This window comes from Leucobacter sp. PH1c (genome assembly GCF_000633415.1).
Lineage (GTDB): Bacteria > Actinomycetota > Actinomycetes > Actinomycetales > Microbacteriaceae > Leucobacter.
On record NZ_AYMV01000018.1, the window covers coordinates 1 to 14,020 of the forward strand.

Below are 14,020 nucleotides of genomic sequence, written 5' to 3' on the forward strand. Positions count from 1 at the left end.
GATCCCGACGGCGCAGCGGGTGCCGCTCCCCGGAATGCAAGAAGCCCCCTTCCGAAGAAGGGGGCTTCTTTGTTCACGTGCGCGGAGGGGGACTTGAACCCCCACGCCCTAATACGGGCACTAGCACCTCAAGCTAGCGCGTCTGCCATTCCGCCACCCGCGCGAACACTGTGACTTGTTCTTCCCGGTTTCTCACCGGCCGAACAGATAGTAATTTAGCACGGAATCGCGGCGGGCTTCCAATTCGGCCGGAAACTCGCGCGCGTCGCGCATGATTCCGCCGTTCTCCGCGATCACCCTCGCGGGCCGATCCGGGCGCGGGCCTCAGCGTCCGATCTCGGCGAGCACCGCATCCGTGGCACGCTGCAGGTCCGCGGGCGCAAGCTCCAGGTCGAGCCCGCGCCGTCCGCCGGACACGAGCACGGAGGGGTGCGCGAGCGCCGAGGCGTCGAGCACCGTGCGCAGGCGGGTGCGCTGACCGAGCGGGCTGATCCCGCCCACCACGTAGCCCGTGCGGCGCTCGGCGACGGCGGGATCCGCCATCTGCGCGCGCTTCCCGCCGAGCGCTGCGGCGAGCGCTTTGAGGTCGAGCTTGCCCGAGACGGGCACGATCGCGACGGCGAGTGCTCCGTCGACCTCGGCGAGCAGGGTCTTGAACACGCGCTCCTCGGGGACGCCGAGCGCCTCGGCGGCTTCGCCGCCGAAGTCGGTGACCGCGGGGTCGTGCGTGTAGCTGCGCGACTCGAAGGGGATACCGAGAGCGGTCAGTGCGACGGTCGCGGGCGTGGATCCCGCTGCGGTTTTCTTCGCCATGCCCCCACTCTAGGGGCGGAGTCGGCGCCTCAGCAGGTCGATGCGCTTCTGCAGCTGGGTGACGGAGGACTGCGCGACCGGGGGGCCGCCGCACACCCGGCGGAGCTCATTGTGGATCTCCTTGTGCGGCTCCCCCGACACCTTCGAGTACATGCCCACGAGGCTGTTCAGCAGCTTGCGCTGCTCACCGAGCGTGCGGTGGAGCGCTTCGGGCTGCTGGGCCCGATCCGGCGCGTGCTCGAGGATCCCCTGCTTCTCCGCGCTCGATCGCGCCTGCCGCGCCTGCCGCTGCTGCAGGAGGGCGCGTACCTCCTGCGGTTCGAGCAGGCCGGGGAAGCCGAGGAACTCGAGCTCCTCCTCGCTCTCCACCTCGGCGTAGCCGCCAAACTCGGCGCCGTCGAAGACCGCGCGGTCGAAGTGCGCGTCGGAGGAGAGCGCCTGGTAGACGAAGCCCTCGCCCTCGGCGAGTTCCTCGGAGGCGCGGTCCTCGCGCTCCGCGTCGGCCATGAGCGCGGCCTCGGCGTCCCACATCTCCTCGGCGCTCTTCGGCCCTTCGAGGACGTGTCCGCGCTCCTTCTCGAGCTCTGCGGCGAGCTGCATGAGGGCCGGCACGTTGGGGATGAAGACGGAGGCCACCTCGCCGCGTCTGCGAGAGCGCACGAAGCGGCCGATCGCCTGCGCAAAGAAGAGCGGGGTCGAGGAGCTCGTGGCGTACACGCCGACGGCGAGGCGGGGCACGTCAACGCCCTCGGACACCATGCGCACGGCGACCATCCAGCGGGAGTCGCCCTTCGAGTACTCGTCGATCCGCTCCGAGGCCCCGCTGTCGTCCGAGAGGATAAGCGCGACCTCCTCCCCCGTAATCGCCTGCAGCTGCTGCGCGTACGATTTCGCCGCAGCGTGATCCGTGGCGATCACGAGTCCGCCCGCGTCGGGGATCTGCTGCCGCACCTCGGAGAGCCGGCGATCGGCGGCGCTCAGCACCTTCGCGATCCACTCGCCCGCGGGATCGAGCGCGGTGCGCCACGCCTGCGAGGTGATGTCCTTGGTGTTGCCCTCGCCGAGGGCGGCCTCCATCTCCTCGCCGGCGGAGGTCTGCCAGCGCATCTTGCCGGCGTAGACCATGAAGATCACCGGGCGGACGATCCCGTCGGCGAGGGCGCGACCGTAGCCGTAGTCGTAGTCGGTGAGCGACACGCGCGAGCCGTCGCCCTGCGGCGCATACTGCACGAACGGGATCGGCGCCTCGTCGGAGCGGAACGGGGTTCCCGTGAGCGAGAGCCGGCGCTTCGCGGAGCCGTATGCTTCGCGGATCGCGTCGCCCCAGCTGAGCGCGTCGCCGCCGTGGTGCACCTCGTCCATGATGACGAGCGTGTCGGTGCTCTCGGTGAGGAGACGGTGCTGCACGGGTTTCATCGCGACCTGCGCGTACGTCACCGCGACGCCGTGGTAGTGCCGACCGTAGCCGAGGCCGTCGGCGTTCGAGTAGTCGGGGTTCAAACGGATGCCCGCTCGCGCGGCGGCGTCCGCCCACTGCTTCTTCAGGTGCTCGGTGGGCGCGACGACCACGATCTGGTTGACCGTGTGGTTGGCGCGCAGGATCGACGCGAGGCGGAGCGCGAAGGTGGTCTTGCCTGCGCCGGGGGTCGCGGAAGCGAGGAAGTCCCGAGGCGCCGCCTCCAGGTACTTCCTGATCGCCTCCTCCTGCCAGGCGCGCAGCGTGCCGGCGGTGCCGTGCGCCGCGCGCTCAGGATAGGCGGGCGGCAGGTGCTCGGCGGCGCTGGTCCCCGGCAGGTGGAGGCCCGGGTCCGAATCTGTCACAGCGCCCTAGACTATCGGTACTACGTGCGCGCCATTCCCGGTGCGCCGCGGGAGAATCAGGAGTTTCGCATGGCACAGGATGGGACGGGAGTCGAGCTTCCCTGGTCGCGTTTCGTCGCTATCGGCGATTCCTTCACCGAGGGCGTTGGCGATCCGGACGCGGACAGCCCGGGCGGGTTGCGCGGCTGGGCAGATCGATTCGCCGAGGTACTCGCGAGCAACGACCCTGAGTTCTCGTACGCGAACCTCGCGGTGCGGGGGAAGCTGATCCAGCAGATCACGGATGAGCAGGTCGCGGTCGCGCAGGATCTCCGACCCGACCTCATCAGCGTCTGCGCGGGCGGCAACGATGTGATCCGTCCCGGCACCGATCCCGACGAGGTCGCCGAGAAGCTCGAGCGGATCGTCGTGCGTCTCGCGGAGACGGGCGCCACGATCCTCCTTTTCACGGGCGTGGACACGGCGTTCCAGCCGGTCTTCCGGAGTATCCGCGGCAAGGTCGCCATCTTCAACGAGAACGTGCGCAAGGTCGCGCAGCGGCACGACTGCGTGGTGGTGGATCAGTGGTCCCTCTCCGAGCTGCAGGACAGCCGCTTCTGGGCGGGCGACCGCCTGCACCTGAACGCGCTCGGGCACCACACGATCGCGCGCGCGGCGCTCGACGCACTGAACGTGCCGCACACGCTCGGCCCGCTCGATCCGCCTCCGCTCCCCGAGCGCAACTGGCGCGAGGCACGCAAGGAAGACGTCGTGTGGGCTCGCGAGCACCTCGTCCCGTGGGTGATCCGGCGCATCAAGCACGTGTCCTCGGGCGACGGGATCGAGCCGAAGCGACCGCAGCCGGGGACGGTACTTCAGCCCCGCCACGGGGCTGACGCGGCGGAGGATGCGCGCTAGGCTGGCGCCATGGCATCTCTCACGAAGCAGCTCGCAGACACCGTGACGCAGGTCGGGGTGCACTCCGCATACGGTGATCCCGTCGAGGTCGACGGCACCACGATCATGCCCGTCGCCTGCACCACCTACGGGTTCGGTGCCGGCGAGGGCTCCGGTGACGGCGAGGGCGACCTCTCCGGCACGGGCGAGGCCTCGGGCGGCGGGGGCGGTGGCATGTCGATCCCCGTGGGCGCGTACGTCACGCGCGAGGGGCAGACGCGCTTCGAGCCGAACGTCATCGCGCTCATCGTCGTGGCGGTTCCCTTCGTCTGGGTCGCCGGCCGGGCCCTCTCCCGGATCATCCGCGCGCTCAAGCGCTAGCCGCCGAAGCGCGGTCGCAGGATCACCTCCGAGCCCTTCGCCGCGCACTCCCGGCTCAACTCAGCCACGGCGAGGGCGTAGTCCTCATTGGTGTTGAGCTCACCCCGAGCCGCGGCGTCGCCCACCGCGGCGAAGCCGGCACGGAGGACCATCGTGTCGTCTTCACCGTAGACGGCCCAGTGCTCGGCCAGGCCCGCATCGCGTTTCCGCAGCGTGTCCTCGGTGATCTCCCCCGCGGCGAACTCGGAGAGATCGTCGGAGCGCCAGGACAGCAGCTTCCCGACCAGCTCGCACTCCTCACTCAGCGGGATCGGCAGGGCCGCGGCGTGTGCCACGGCCTCCTCAGATTCCGGCGCGGAAGCGACGCCGCACCCCGTGAGGAGGAGCGCTGCGGCGGAAAGGGCTGTGGCCGAGCGGGCTGCGAGCGCCCCGGCGGTTGTGGGGCGGCGGGTGGCAGCGGGGACGTTCGGGACGTGCTTCATCAGAGACCTCAACTCGTATGACGGAAGTGCCCAGTCACGGGTCGGTCCCCCCGCAGCTGACCATAGCAAGCGCGGGTTTCGGCGGCAAGCGGGTCAGCGCGTCACGGCAACTCCGCACCAGGTGCGACCGGTGCGACCGGTCTTCCAGGCGCTCCGAGCTCCTCGGTCTCATCCGGCTCCCCCGGCAGCCAGATGAGCGGTTGCCGCGGCAGCAGATCCGGATCGAAGCGGGGCACCAGCTGCTCGGCGGTGACGCGCTCGCCGGGCGCCGCGAGACCGAGCGCGACCGCGAGCTCCGTGAGCACCTCGGCAGGCTCCGCCCCATGCGCCTCAAGTGCCGCGAGCGTGACCGCGCCATCGCGCTTGGCAAGGCGCTTCCCGGTCGGCCCGAGCACGAGCGGCACGTGCGCGTACTCCACGACGGGCGGGCTCGGCAGCTCGAGCAGGCGCTGGAGCAGGATCTGCCGCGGCGTCGAGGAGGCGAGGTCGTCGCCGCGAACCACCTGGTCCACCCCCATCGCGGCGTCGTCAACGACGACCGCGAGGTTGTACGCGACCGTCCCGTCCCCGCGCCGGAGCACGAGATCGTCGATCTCACCGTGCGCCTGCTCGCCGAGCACGAGGTCCCTGAACCACGGTGCCGCGGTGCCCTCCGGAACGCGCAGACGCAGCGCGGGCGTGCGGGGCAGGATCCGCTCTCGTGCGGCCTCCCGCTCGGCCGGGCCGAGATCCCGGCACGTGCCCGGGTAGGCCCCGGGCGGCGCGTGGGGCGCGGTCGGCGCGGCGAGGATGTCCTTCCGTGTGCAGAAGCACTCGTAGACGAGGCCAGCGTCGGCGAGCCGGGCGATCGCCGCCTCGTGGTCGGCGCCGCGCTCGGACTGCAGCACGGGCGCGCCGTCCCAGTCGAGCCCGAATGCGGCGAGATCCCGGAGCTGCCGCTCGGCGCTTCCGGCGTCACGCGCGCGGTCGAGGTCCTCGATCCGGATGAGGAAGCTCCGGCCGCTCGCACGCGCGAAGAGCCATGCGAGGAGCGCCGTGCGCAGGTTGCCGAGGTGGAGGTCTCCGGACGGGCTCGGCGCGTAGCGGCCCGCCCCCGTGGCGCGTTCTGGCATGCGCCCATCCTCCCACGCCACCGGTTGGGCGACACGCCGCCGGGATCCCTAGACTCGGAGGCAGTGCGCCGCGCGCCGGAGCCCCCGGCTCCGCCCGGCGCCGCACCGTGCCGACAAGGGAGACGACCATGGCTGACCTGCAGGATCTCGAACGACGCTTCGGCGACCGCCTCATCCGCGAGCCGGAACGGCTCGCCGAGCTCGCGCACGACAGCTCGCGCGTGGGCCCCGAGGGCGCGCCGATCGCGGCAGTGCTGGCGGAGAGCACCGAGGATGTCTCCGCGGCGCTCGCCTGGGCCGATGCCCGCGGCGTGCGGGTGAGCGTGCGCGGCGCGGGTACGGGGCTTGCGGGCGGCGCGAACGCGTACCCCGGCGGGCTCGTCGTGTCGCTCGAGCGCATGACCCGGGTGCTCGGGATCGATGCCGCGAACCGCACCGCGACCGTGGAGGCCGGCGTCATCACCGCGCAGCTCGATGGGCGGGCGCGCGAAGTCGGCCTGTTCTTCCCGCCGGATCCCGCGAGCGCGCGCACCTCGACCGTGGGCGGCAACATCGCCACGAACGCGGGCGGCCTCCGCTGCGTGGCCCACGGCGTCACGAGCGACGCCGTCGCCGCGCTCGTCGTGGTGCTCGCCGACGGCCGCGTGATGCGCACGGGCGCGCGCACGCGGAAGAACGTGGTCGGCTACGACCTCACGAGCCTGTTCGTGGGCTCGGAGGGCACGCTCGGCGTCATCACGGAGGCCACCGTTCGGCTGAAGCCGATCTCGCCCGGCGCGCCCCGCACGTTCCGGGCGAGCTTCGACACGCTCACTGCCGCGGGTGCCGCCGTGACCGCGATCGTGAACGGTGACGCCCAGCCCGAGGTGCTCGAGCTCATGGACGCGCTCAGCGTGGAGATCATCGAGTCGTTCCAGCCGAGCGGGCTCACGGTGCCGGCCGGAGCGATGCTCGTCGGCCAGACCGTGGGGCTCGATGCCGCGGCGAAGGCCGAGTCGATCACCGCCGTGTGCCGCGAGCTCGGCGCGAGCGACACCGAGGTCTCGGAGACCGACGCGCTGCTCGAGGCCCGCCGACTCTCGAACCCGGCACTCAACGCGCGGGGGCTCAAGATCGGCTGCGACGTCGGGGTCCCCGTGGCCGCTCTCGCGGAGGTGTTCGCGGGGATCGCCGAGATCTCGGAGCGGCATGGGAAGCGCGTGTCGACCGTCGCGCACGCCGGCGACGGCAACCTCCACTGCACCGTGGAGGCGCCCGACGACGCGACGGGGATCGCCGCGGCCGATGCCGTGATCGATGACATCACCCGCCTCGCGATCTCCCTCGGCGGCACGATCTCGGGCGAGCACGGGATCGGCTCGGTGAAGCGGCACGAACTCCCCTGGCAGCTGGACGCGACGGCGATCGACGTGCAGCGCGCCATCAAAGCGGCGCTCGACCCCCGCGGCACGTTGACCCCGGACCGCGCCATCTAGGGCGCGACCCGGGCCCGGCAGTGGTCCACTCGGCGGAAGCGATACTGGTCCATACGCTGGGCCAGTGGGAGGATCGGCGCATGCGCATCCTCTCGATCCAGTCCGCGGTCTCGTACGGCCACGTGGGCAACTCCGCAGCCGTCTTCCCGCTCCAGCGCCTCGGGGTCGAGGTGATGCCCGTCTTTACCGTGTGCTTCTCGAACCACACGGGCTACGGGGCATGGCGCGGGCCTATGCTCACGGGCGATGACGTGCGCGAGGTCGTGCTCGGCATCGAGGAGCGCGGCGGGCTCGCGGGCGTCGACGCCGTACTGTCGGGCTACCAGGGCGGCGACAGCATCGGCGACGCGATCCTCGACGCCGTTGAGCGGGTGAAGCGCCACAGCCCCGAGGCGATCTACGCGTGCGACCCCGTGCTCGGCAACGCCGTCTCCGGCTGCCACGTCGCCCCCGAGGTGCAGAACCTCATCCGGGATCGCGTGGTGCCGCGGGCCGATCTCATCACCCCGAACCAGTTCGAGCTCGGCTTCCTCACGGGCACCTCCCCCGACACGCTCGAGTCGACGCTGGCCTCCGCCGACCTGGCCCGCGCGCAAGGCCCGAGCACGGTGCTCGTGACGAGCGTCGCCCGGCCGGAGGCGCCGGCGGACACGATCGAGATGCTGGCCGTGACGCCCGAGGGCGCGTGGATCACCCGGACGCCGCGGCTGCCCATCACGGCGAATGGATCGGGCGACGTCACGGCTGCGCTCTTCACCGCGCACCTGCGCCGCACCGGCGATCCCGCCGAAGCGCTGACGCGGACCGCGGCGAGTGTCTACGAGCTCCTCGAGACCACGCTCGCCTCGGGGCAGCGGGAACTGCAGCTCGTCGCCGCGCAGAACGCCTACGTCGAGCCCCGGCACCGCTTCACGGCAGAGCGGGTCCGCTAGCGCGCGGCCGCGAGAGCTCGTCCGCTCGCGCGCGGCCGCCCGAGCCCGGCAGGCGCGCAGCCCCTAGAGCCGACTCAGCGCGTCGCCGAGCAGGATCCCGAGCAGCGCGAGCCCCACGCCCGCCGCGAGCACGCCGATGCCGTTCAGCAGGGCACCGATCGGCCGCCGCTCGAGCACCATCCGCGCCGTGTCGAGGCTCGCGGTGCTGAACGTCGTGTACCCACCGAGCACGCCTGTCGCGAGCACGGCGAGCCACGGCTCCCCGAGCGCCAGCCCCACGAGGACCCCCATGAGGAGCGAGCCCGTGAGGTTCACGACGAGGATCCCCCACGGGAACCGCTCGCGGAGCGGCACCGGGACCGCCTGGTCCACCGCGTAGCGCGCGGCGGCACCCACGCCGCCGCCGAGCGCGATGCCGAGCGCCGCGAGCCAGCCGGCGCCCCCGGCGCCCCCGGCGCTCACGCCGCTCCCTCCGCACGGGGGCGCAGCTGACGGCCGACCCAGATGCCGAGCAGGCTCGCGAGCAGCCCGCCGAGCACCGTCACGGCGGCATAGGCGAACACGAGCGCGTGCTCCCCCGCGATGAGCCGCTCCGCGAGCTGCGCGGCCAGCAGGCTGAAGGTGGTGAAACCGCCCAGCACGCCCGTGCCGAGGAAGAGCTGGGCGCGCCGGAACCGGGGTCGCCCGGCGACGGTCTCGACGAGCACCCCGAGCAGGGCGGCGCCGAGCAGGTTGACCGCGAGCGTGCCGAGCGGCCAGCCGCCGCGCTCGCCGAGCCAGAGTGCCACTCCCGCGCGCGCGAGCGAGCCGAGCGCCCCACCAAGAGCGACGAGCGCCAGATCAGCCGGGCGCGGGCCGCGCCGCGCCGCAGCACCCGGGGCCAATCCCCTACTGCCCCGTGTTCCGCCGTTCATCAGCCCCTATCCTGCCACCCGCACCGCTCGCGCGCACGGCTCGGGTCGGCTCATCCCGGCGAGGCGCCCCCTCTCGGAGCGCCTCGGATTCGCTTTTTCGCGCCTTCGATGTTTAAAGTTAGACACGCCTAACTTTTCACTTCGACTACAAGAAGGACGTTCACATGCCCCGCACCCGCCCCCACGGCGCCGCCCTGCTCGGCGCGACTCTCCTCGCCGCGAGCGGCCTCCTCCTCGCCGGCTGCGCGACGCCCGGCGGCACCGGATCCGGCGCGGGCGCGGCGGACGCCCCGCACGCGGGAAGCTCCTCGACCCGCGACGACGACCGACCGGTCGTGCTGACCACGTTCACGGTCCTCGCGGACATCGCGCAGAACGTCGCCGGCCCGCACCTCCGCGTCGAGTCCATCACGAAGGTGGGCGCCGAGATCCACGGCTACGAGCCCACGCCGGGCGACATCGCGCGCGCCACGGAGGCCGATCTGATCCTCGACAACGGGCTCGGCCTCGAGGCCTGGTTCGCGAAGTTCGTCGACCAGCTCGACGTCCCGCACGTCGTGGTGACCGAGGGGATCGAGCCGCTCGAGATCACCGCAGATGCGGACGCCGGCAAGCCGAATCCGCACGCGTGGATGAGCCCGCGCGTGGTGCAGCAGTACGTCACCGCGATGGCCGACGCCTTCGTGGACCTCGATCCCGCGCACGCCGAGGCCTACCGCGCGAACGCCACCGCGTACCAGGCGGAGCTGCAGGCGGTGCAGGACGAGCTCGTCGCGGAGCTCGCCACGCTGCCCGAGCAGCAGCGGGCGCTCGTCACTTGCGAGGGCGCGTTCTCATACCTCGCCCGCGACGCGGGCCTCACGGAGCAGTTCATCTGGGCCGTGAACGCGGAGCAGCAGGCCACGCCGCGCCAGATCGCCGCCACGATCGAGTTCGTGCGCGCGAACGAGGTCCCCGCGGTGTTCTGCGAGTCGACGGTGTCGGACGCCCCCATGCAGCAGGTAGTCTCCGCGACCGACGCACGCTTCGGCGGCACGCTCTACGTCGACTCCCTGTCGGAGCCCGACGGCCCCGTGCCCACGTACTTGGAGCTCATCAGGCACGACGCCGACACCATCACCGCGGCGCTCACGGGTGCCGAGCGATGAGCGGGGCTCCTGCATCGCGCTCATCGCTCGCGCAGGACCCGCCCGCGATCAGCGTGCGCGACGTGACCGTGCGCTACGGCGAGGTGCTCGCGCTCGATGGCGCGAGCCTCGCGGTGCACCCCGGCCGGGTCACGGGCCTCATCGGGATGAACGGCTCCGGGAAGTCGACCCTCTTCAAGTCGATCATGGGGGCCGTACGCCCCGATCGCGGCGAGGTGCGCATCGCCGGCAGCACGCCGAGCGCGGCCAGGAAGAACGGACTCGTGGGCTACGTCCCGCAGTCCGAGGCGGTCGACTGGGCATTCCCCGTCTCCGTGCGCGACGTCGTGATGATGGGCCGATACGGCCATCTCGGGCCTGCGCGGCGTCCCCGCAGCGTCGACCACGAGGCCGTCGCCGAGGCGCTCGCGCGAGTCGAGCTCACCGAGTTCGCGGAGCGGCAGATCGGGCAGCTCTCCGGCGGCCAGAAGAAACGCGCGTTCGTCGCGCGCGGCATCGCGCAGGGCGCCAGGATCCTGCTCCTCGACGAGCCCTTCGCCGGCGTCGACAAGCGCTCGGAGGCGATGATCGTGCGCCTCCTGCGTGAGCTGGCGGCCGACGGGAGCACGGTGCTCGTGTCGACGCACGATCTCCACGCCCTCCCCGCGCTCGCCGATGAGGCAGCCCTGCTGCAGCGCCGGGTGCTCTTCCACGGCGATGTGCGCGAGGCGCTCACGCCCGAGCGGCTCGCCCTCACCTTCGGCCTCGGCGCCCACACCCCCGATCTCGACCCCCGGAGCCTCGTATGACCCCCCTCGATTTCCTCCTCGAACCGCTGCAGTACGAGTTCATGACGCGCGCCCTCATCACCACGGTGATCGCCGCCGTCGTCTGCGCGCTGCTGTCCTGCTGGCTCGTGCTCGTCGGCTGGTCGCTCATGGGCGACGCGGTGTCGCACGCCGTGCTGCCCGGCGTCGTGCTCGCCTACGTGGTCGGAGCGCCCTTCGCGATCGGCGCGCTCGTGTTCGGCTTCCTCGCGGTGGCGCTGATCGGGGGGATCCGGAACACGAGCCGGGTGAAGGAGGACGCGGCGATCGGGATCGTGTTCACCACGCTCTTCGCGCTCGGCCTCGTGCTCATCTCCGTGACCCCGAGCGAGACCGACCTCAATCACATCATCTTCGGCAACATCCTCGGCGTCGCACCGGCCGAGCTCACGCAGATCGCGATCCTCGCGGCGGTCGCGTTCACCGTGCTCGTCGTGAAGCGCCGAGACCTCACGCTCTACGCGTTCGACCCCACGCACGCGCAGGCGATCGGACTCAACCCGCGCATGCTCGGGGCGCTGCTGCTCGGTCTCCTCGCGCTCACGGCCGTTGTTGCGCTGCAGGTGGTGGGCGTGATCCTCGTCGTCGCGATGCTCATCATCCCCGGCGCGACCGCCTACCTGCTCACCGACCGCTTCGGTCGCATGCTCGTCATCGCACCGATCCTCTCGGCCGGCTGCGCGGTGCTCGGGATCTTCCTGAGCTACTGGCTCGATGCGGCCTCGGGCGGGCTCGTGGTCCTGGTGCAGGGGGCCGCGTTCGCGGTGGTCTACCTCCTGAGCCCGCGGCACGGCCTGCTCGGCAAGCAGCTCACGCGCGCCCGGGCCCGGCGCGCGGAGGCGAGCCGGGCCGACGGCCCCGAGCCGGATCTCACCGCGCGCGCCGAGCACCCCGCTCAGGCGTGATCCGCGTCCGCACGGCGGCACCCGCGCAGAGGATCACGGCGACGCCTCCGAGCAGCGTCGCGACGCTCACGGCTTCGCCGAGCAGGAGCGCGGCCCACGCGATGCTCAGCACGGGCTGCACCAGCTGGACCTGGCTCACGCGGGCCATGGGCCCGATCGCGAGCCCCCGGTACCAGGCGAAGAAACCGAGGTACATGCTCACGATCGCGAGGTAGGCGAACGCGAGCCACTGCACCGGGGTGGCCGCGGGGATCCCGTTCGGAACGGAGACCAGTGCGCCGATCAACATGACCGGGAACGCGAGCACGAGGGCCCAGGAGACCGTCTGCCAGGCGCCGAGCTCGCGGGCGAGCAGGCCGCCCTCCGCGTAGCCGATCGCCGCGAGGAGCACGGCGCCGAAGAGGAGCAGATCCGCCCAGCCCGGGGTACCGAGGCCGCCGGCGTGCACGGCGACGAAGGTCACCGCCGCGAGCACGCCGAGCACGGTCGCGATCCAGAAGCCCCGGCTGGGCCGCTCCCCCGTTCGCCAGACCGTCACCACCGCGGTCGCCGCGGGCAGGAGCCCGATCACGACGGCGCCGTGGCTCGCGGGAACCGAGGTCAGCGCGTACGAGGTGAGGAGCGGGAAGCCCACCACCACGCCCAGGGCGACGAGCGCGAGGCGCGCCCACTGCGCCGCACGCGGAAGCCGCTGGCGAGTCAGCGCGAGCGCCGCCGCGGCGAGACCGCCCGCGACGACCGCGCGCGCACTGCCGACGAAGAGCGGCGGGAGCCCCTCGACCGCGACGCGAGTGAGCGGCACCGTGAACGAGAAGGCGACAACCCCGAGGAGGCCCCAGCCGATTCCCGCCCAGCCACCGCCGCTGGCGATGCGGCCGCCGTCGCTCCGCGCGGAGTCGGTGGATAGCACCGGGGACACTGATTCGATAGCGCTACTATTGCTTTTCATGCACCAGAGTAGCACCGAGCGGATCGTCGCAGCACTCGAGCGCTGGATCGCAACCGCACCACCGGGAGCGCGCCTGCCCTCGAGCCGCGCGCTCGCCGCAGCGCACGGCGCGGGCCCCGTCACCGTGCAGCGCGCGATGCACGCGCTCACCGAGCGCGGGCTCATCGAGAGCCGCCCGGGCGTCGGCACCTTCGTGCGGCGGAGCGCGGCGCCCGCCCCCGCGGACTACTCCTGGCAGACGGGAGCGCTCGGCCCGGCACAACCCGGCGACCCCGTACTCCCGCACACCCAGCGAGCCGTCGCCCCCGGCACGATCGAGCTCCACTCCGGCTACCCCGCGCCCGAGCTCCTCCCCGCCGCGCTCGTGCGCGCCGCCGCCGGCCGCGCCGCGCGCTCGCGCTCGGCACTCACCCGTGCCCCGGCAGCCGGGCTTCCCGAACTGCAGGACTGGTTCGCCGCCGAACTCGGAACCGATCCCGCAAGCGGAGCGACGCACGCGGCCCGGGAAGCGCTCATCGTGCCGGGCAGCCAGGCCGCACTCAGCTCGGTGTTCCGCTCGCTCGTCGGCCGCGGCGGCGCACTCGTCATCGAGTCACCGAGCTACTGGGGCGCGCTCCTCGCTGCGCAGCAGGTCGGGGTGCGACTCGTGCCGCTCCCCGTCGGCGCAGCCGGCCCCGACCCCGCGGAGTTGGATCGCGCACTGCGCGAGTCGGGGGCACGCGCCTTCTACGCGCAGCCGACGTTCGCCAACCCGATCGGTGGGCAATGGGGACCCGAGCGCGGGCGCGCCGTGCTCGACGTGCTGCGCACGCACGGCGCGTTCCTCATCGAGGACGACTGGGCGCGGGACTTCGGGATCGCACCCCCGGCGCCACCGCTCGCGCGGGCCGACGCGGAGGGGCGGATCGTGTACATCCGCTCGCTCACGAAGAGTCTCTCCCCCGCGATCCGCGTGGGAGCCGTGATCGCCCGCGGCCCGGCCCGCGAGCGCATCCTCGCCGCGCTCCTCGCCGAGACGATGTACGTGAGCCCGCTCCTCCAGGCGACGGCGCTCGACGTGGTGACGAGTGCGGGCTGGCGCACCCACCTCCGGAGCCTCCCCGAGAAGCTGCGCGAGCGCCGCGACGCGCTCCTCGACGCGCTCGCGAGCCACGCGCCGAGCGCACTCCCCGTCGCCGTCCCCCAGGGCGGCCTCAACATCTGGCTGCGTCTCCCCGACGGCGCGGAGGCCGCCGCGGTCGTGCGCGACTGCGAGGCACGCGGCCTCGCGCTCGCCGCGGGTGAGGCGTGGTTCCCCGCCGAGCCACCCGGCCCGCACCTCCGCCTGAACTTCGCGGGCCCCGAGCCCGAGCGCTTCGCGGATGCCGCAGGGATCCTCGGCGCCGTGCTCGCCGCGGGCTAGGCTG

15 protein-coding genes and 1 tRNA gene are annotated in these 14,020 nt (G+C 72.5%); 8 read left to right on the forward strand and 8 right to left on the reverse strand.

Features of this window, described 5'->3' with window-relative positions:
• Positions 1 to 78: 78 nt before the first annotated feature.
• The 3 genes from U874_RS0105660 to U874_RS0105670 all read right to left on the reverse strand — a co-directional run bounded on the left by U874_RS0105660 (position 79) and on the right by U874_RS0105670 (position 2,634).
• Positions 79 to 163, reverse strand: a tRNA-Leu gene (locus tag U874_RS0105660).
• Positions 164 to 324: 161 nt separating this feature from the next.
• Positions 325 to 813 (reverse strand): Cys-tRNA(Pro) deacylase, encoded by a 489-nt coding sequence (ybaK, locus tag U874_RS0105665; RefSeq protein ID WP_025133572.1) that lies wholly within the window; start codon positions 811 to 813, stop codon positions 325 to 327.
• Between the two features lie 9 nt (positions 814 to 822).
• Positions 823 to 2,634 (reverse strand): DEAD/DEAH box helicase, encoded by a 1,812-nt coding sequence (locus U874_RS0105670; protein ID WP_025133573.1) that lies wholly within the window; start codon positions 2,632 to 2,634, stop codon positions 823 to 825.
• A gap of 69 nt (positions 2,635 to 2,703) precedes the next feature.
• On the opposite strand from U874_RS0105670, the gene U874_RS0105675 reads away from it, so the two are divergent.
• A complete protein-coding gene (locus tag U874_RS0105675; RefSeq protein ID WP_025133574.1) occupies positions 2,704 to 3,531 on the forward strand; it encodes an SGNH/GDSL hydrolase family protein in 828 nt (275 codons plus the stop codon).
• A gap of 9 nt (positions 3,532 to 3,540) precedes the next feature.
• On the forward strand, positions 3,541 to 3,891 hold the full coding sequence (locus U874_RS0105680; RefSeq protein WP_025133575.1) for a spore germination protein GerW family protein: 351 nt from the start codon (positions 3,541 to 3,543) through the stop codon (positions 3,889 to 3,891).
• On the opposite strand, the gene U874_RS0105685 is transcribed toward U874_RS0105680, so the two are convergent.
• Both U874_RS0105685 and gluQRS read right to left on the reverse strand, forming a co-directional pair.
• Positions 3,888 to 4,226: a hypothetical protein gene (locus tag U874_RS0105685; RefSeq protein ID WP_157834213.1), complete on the reverse strand. Its 339-nt coding sequence runs from the start codon at positions 4,224 to 4,226 to the stop codon at positions 3,888 to 3,890. The genes U874_RS0105680 and U874_RS0105685 overlap by 4 nt on opposite strands.
• A gap of 248 nt (positions 4,227 to 4,474) precedes the next feature.
• Positions 4,475 to 5,485 carry a tRNA glutamyl-Q(34) synthetase GluQRS gene (gene gluQRS / locus U874_RS0105690; protein WP_025133577.1) on the reverse strand — a complete coding sequence of 337 codons (1,011 nt, stop codon included), beginning with the start codon at positions 5,483 to 5,485 and terminating at the stop codon, positions 4,475 to 4,477.
• Between the two features lie 128 nt (positions 5,486 to 5,613).
• Here gluQRS and U874_RS0105695 point away from each other — a divergent pair, with 128 nt between their 5' ends.
• Entirely contained in the window at positions 5,614 to 6,960 is a 1,347-nt protein-coding gene (locus U874_RS0105695; RefSeq protein WP_025133578.1) for an FAD-binding oxidoreductase, read from the forward strand.
• Positions 6,961 to 7,040: 80 nt separating this feature from the next.
• On the forward strand, positions 7,041 to 7,892 hold the full coding sequence (gene pdxY / locus U874_RS0105700; protein ID WP_025133579.1) for a pyridoxal kinase PdxY: 852 nt from the start codon (positions 7,041 to 7,043) through the stop codon (positions 7,890 to 7,892).
• Between the two features lie 63 nt (positions 7,893 to 7,955).
• On the opposite strand, the gene U874_RS0105705 is transcribed toward pdxY, so the two are convergent.
• Together U874_RS0105705 and U874_RS0105710 are read right to left on the reverse strand one after the other, a co-directional pair.
• On the reverse strand, positions 7,956 to 8,354 hold the full coding sequence (locus U874_RS0105705; RefSeq protein WP_025133580.1) for a CrcB family protein: 399 nt from the start codon (positions 8,352 to 8,354) through the stop codon (positions 7,956 to 7,958).
• Positions 8,351 to 8,776: a CrcB family protein gene (locus tag U874_RS0105710; protein ID WP_025133581.1), complete on the reverse strand. Its 426-nt coding sequence runs from the start codon at positions 8,774 to 8,776 to the stop codon at positions 8,351 to 8,353. Before U874_RS0105710 ends, U874_RS0105705 begins: the two co-directional genes overlap by 4 nt.
• Before the next feature lie 194 nt (positions 8,777 to 8,970).
• Here U874_RS0105710 and U874_RS0105715 point away from each other — a divergent pair, with 194 nt between their 5' ends.
• From U874_RS0105715 to U874_RS0105725, 3 genes are read left to right on the forward strand one after another with little or no spacing between them, the layout of a single operon-like run.
• Positions 8,971 to 9,954 (forward strand): metal ABC transporter substrate-binding protein, encoded by a 984-nt coding sequence (locus U874_RS0105715; RefSeq protein WP_025133582.1) that lies wholly within the window; start codon positions 8,971 to 8,973, stop codon positions 9,952 to 9,954.
• Complete coding sequence (locus U874_RS0105720; protein ID WP_025133583.1) at positions 9,951 to 10,742, forward strand: metal ABC transporter ATP-binding protein; 792 nt, start codon at positions 9,951 to 9,953, stop codon at positions 10,740 to 10,742. The genes U874_RS0105715 and U874_RS0105720 overlap by 4 nt, the downstream gene beginning before the upstream one ends.
• Positions 10,739 to 11,665, forward strand: coding sequence for a metal ABC transporter permease (locus U874_RS0105725; protein WP_025133584.1), 927 nt, complete (start codon positions 10,739 to 10,741; stop codon positions 11,663 to 11,665). The genes U874_RS0105720 and U874_RS0105725 overlap by 4 nt, the downstream gene beginning before the upstream one ends.
• Here U874_RS0105725 and U874_RS0105730 read toward each other — a convergent pair.
• Positions 11,631 to 12,614, reverse strand: a complete 984-nt coding sequence (locus U874_RS0105730) for a DMT family transporter (RefSeq protein ID WP_025133585.1) — start codon at positions 12,612 to 12,614, stop codon at positions 11,631 to 11,633. The genes U874_RS0105725 and U874_RS0105730 overlap by 35 nt on opposite strands.
• Here U874_RS0105730 and U874_RS0105735 point away from each other — a divergent pair.
• Complete coding sequence (locus tag U874_RS0105735) at positions 12,613 to 14,016, forward strand: PLP-dependent aminotransferase family protein (RefSeq protein ID WP_025133586.1); 1,404 nt, start codon at positions 12,613 to 12,615, stop codon at positions 14,014 to 14,016. The genes U874_RS0105730 and U874_RS0105735 overlap by 2 nt on opposite strands.
• Positions 14,017 to 14,020: the final 4 nt, after the last annotated feature.

Coding starts and splice junctions, on each gene's coding strand:
- U874_RS0105735 (WP_025133586.1), top strand. CDS start 12,613: ATGCACCAGAGTAGCACCGAGCGGATCGTCGCAGCACTCGAGCGCTGG.
- U874_RS0105675 (WP_025133574.1), top strand. CDS start 2,704: ATGGCACAGGATGGGACGGGAGTCGAGCTTCCCTGGTCGCGTTTCGTC.
- U874_RS0105725 (WP_025133584.1), top strand. CDS start 10,739: ATGACCCCCCTCGATTTCCTCCTCGAACCGCTGCAGTACGAGTTCATG.
- U874_RS0105730 (WP_025133585.1), bottom strand. CDS start 12,614: ATGAAAAGCAATAGTAGCGCTATCGAATCAGTGTCCCCGGTGCTATCC.
- U874_RS0105680 (WP_025133575.1), top strand. CDS start 3,541: ATGGCATCTCTCACGAAGCAGCTCGCAGACACCGTGACGCAGGTCGGG.
- ybaK (WP_025133572.1), bottom strand. CDS start 813: ATGGCGAAGAAAACCGCAGCGGGATCCACGCCCGCGACCGTCGCACTG.
- U874_RS0105720 (WP_025133583.1), top strand. CDS start 9,951: ATGAGCGGGGCTCCTGCATCGCGCTCATCGCTCGCGCAGGACCCGCCC.
- pdxY (WP_025133579.1), top strand. CDS start 7,041: ATGCGCATCCTCTCGATCCAGTCCGCGGTCTCGTACGGCCACGTGGGC.
- U874_RS0105715 (WP_025133582.1), top strand. CDS start 8,971: ATGCCCCGCACCCGCCCCCACGGCGCCGCCCTGCTCGGCGCGACTCTC.
- gluQRS (WP_025133577.1), bottom strand. CDS start 5,485: ATGCCAGAACGCGCCACGGGGGCGGGCCGCTACGCGCCGAGCCCGTCC.
- U874_RS0105695 (WP_025133578.1), top strand. CDS start 5,614: ATGGCTGACCTGCAGGATCTCGAACGACGCTTCGGCGACCGCCTCATC.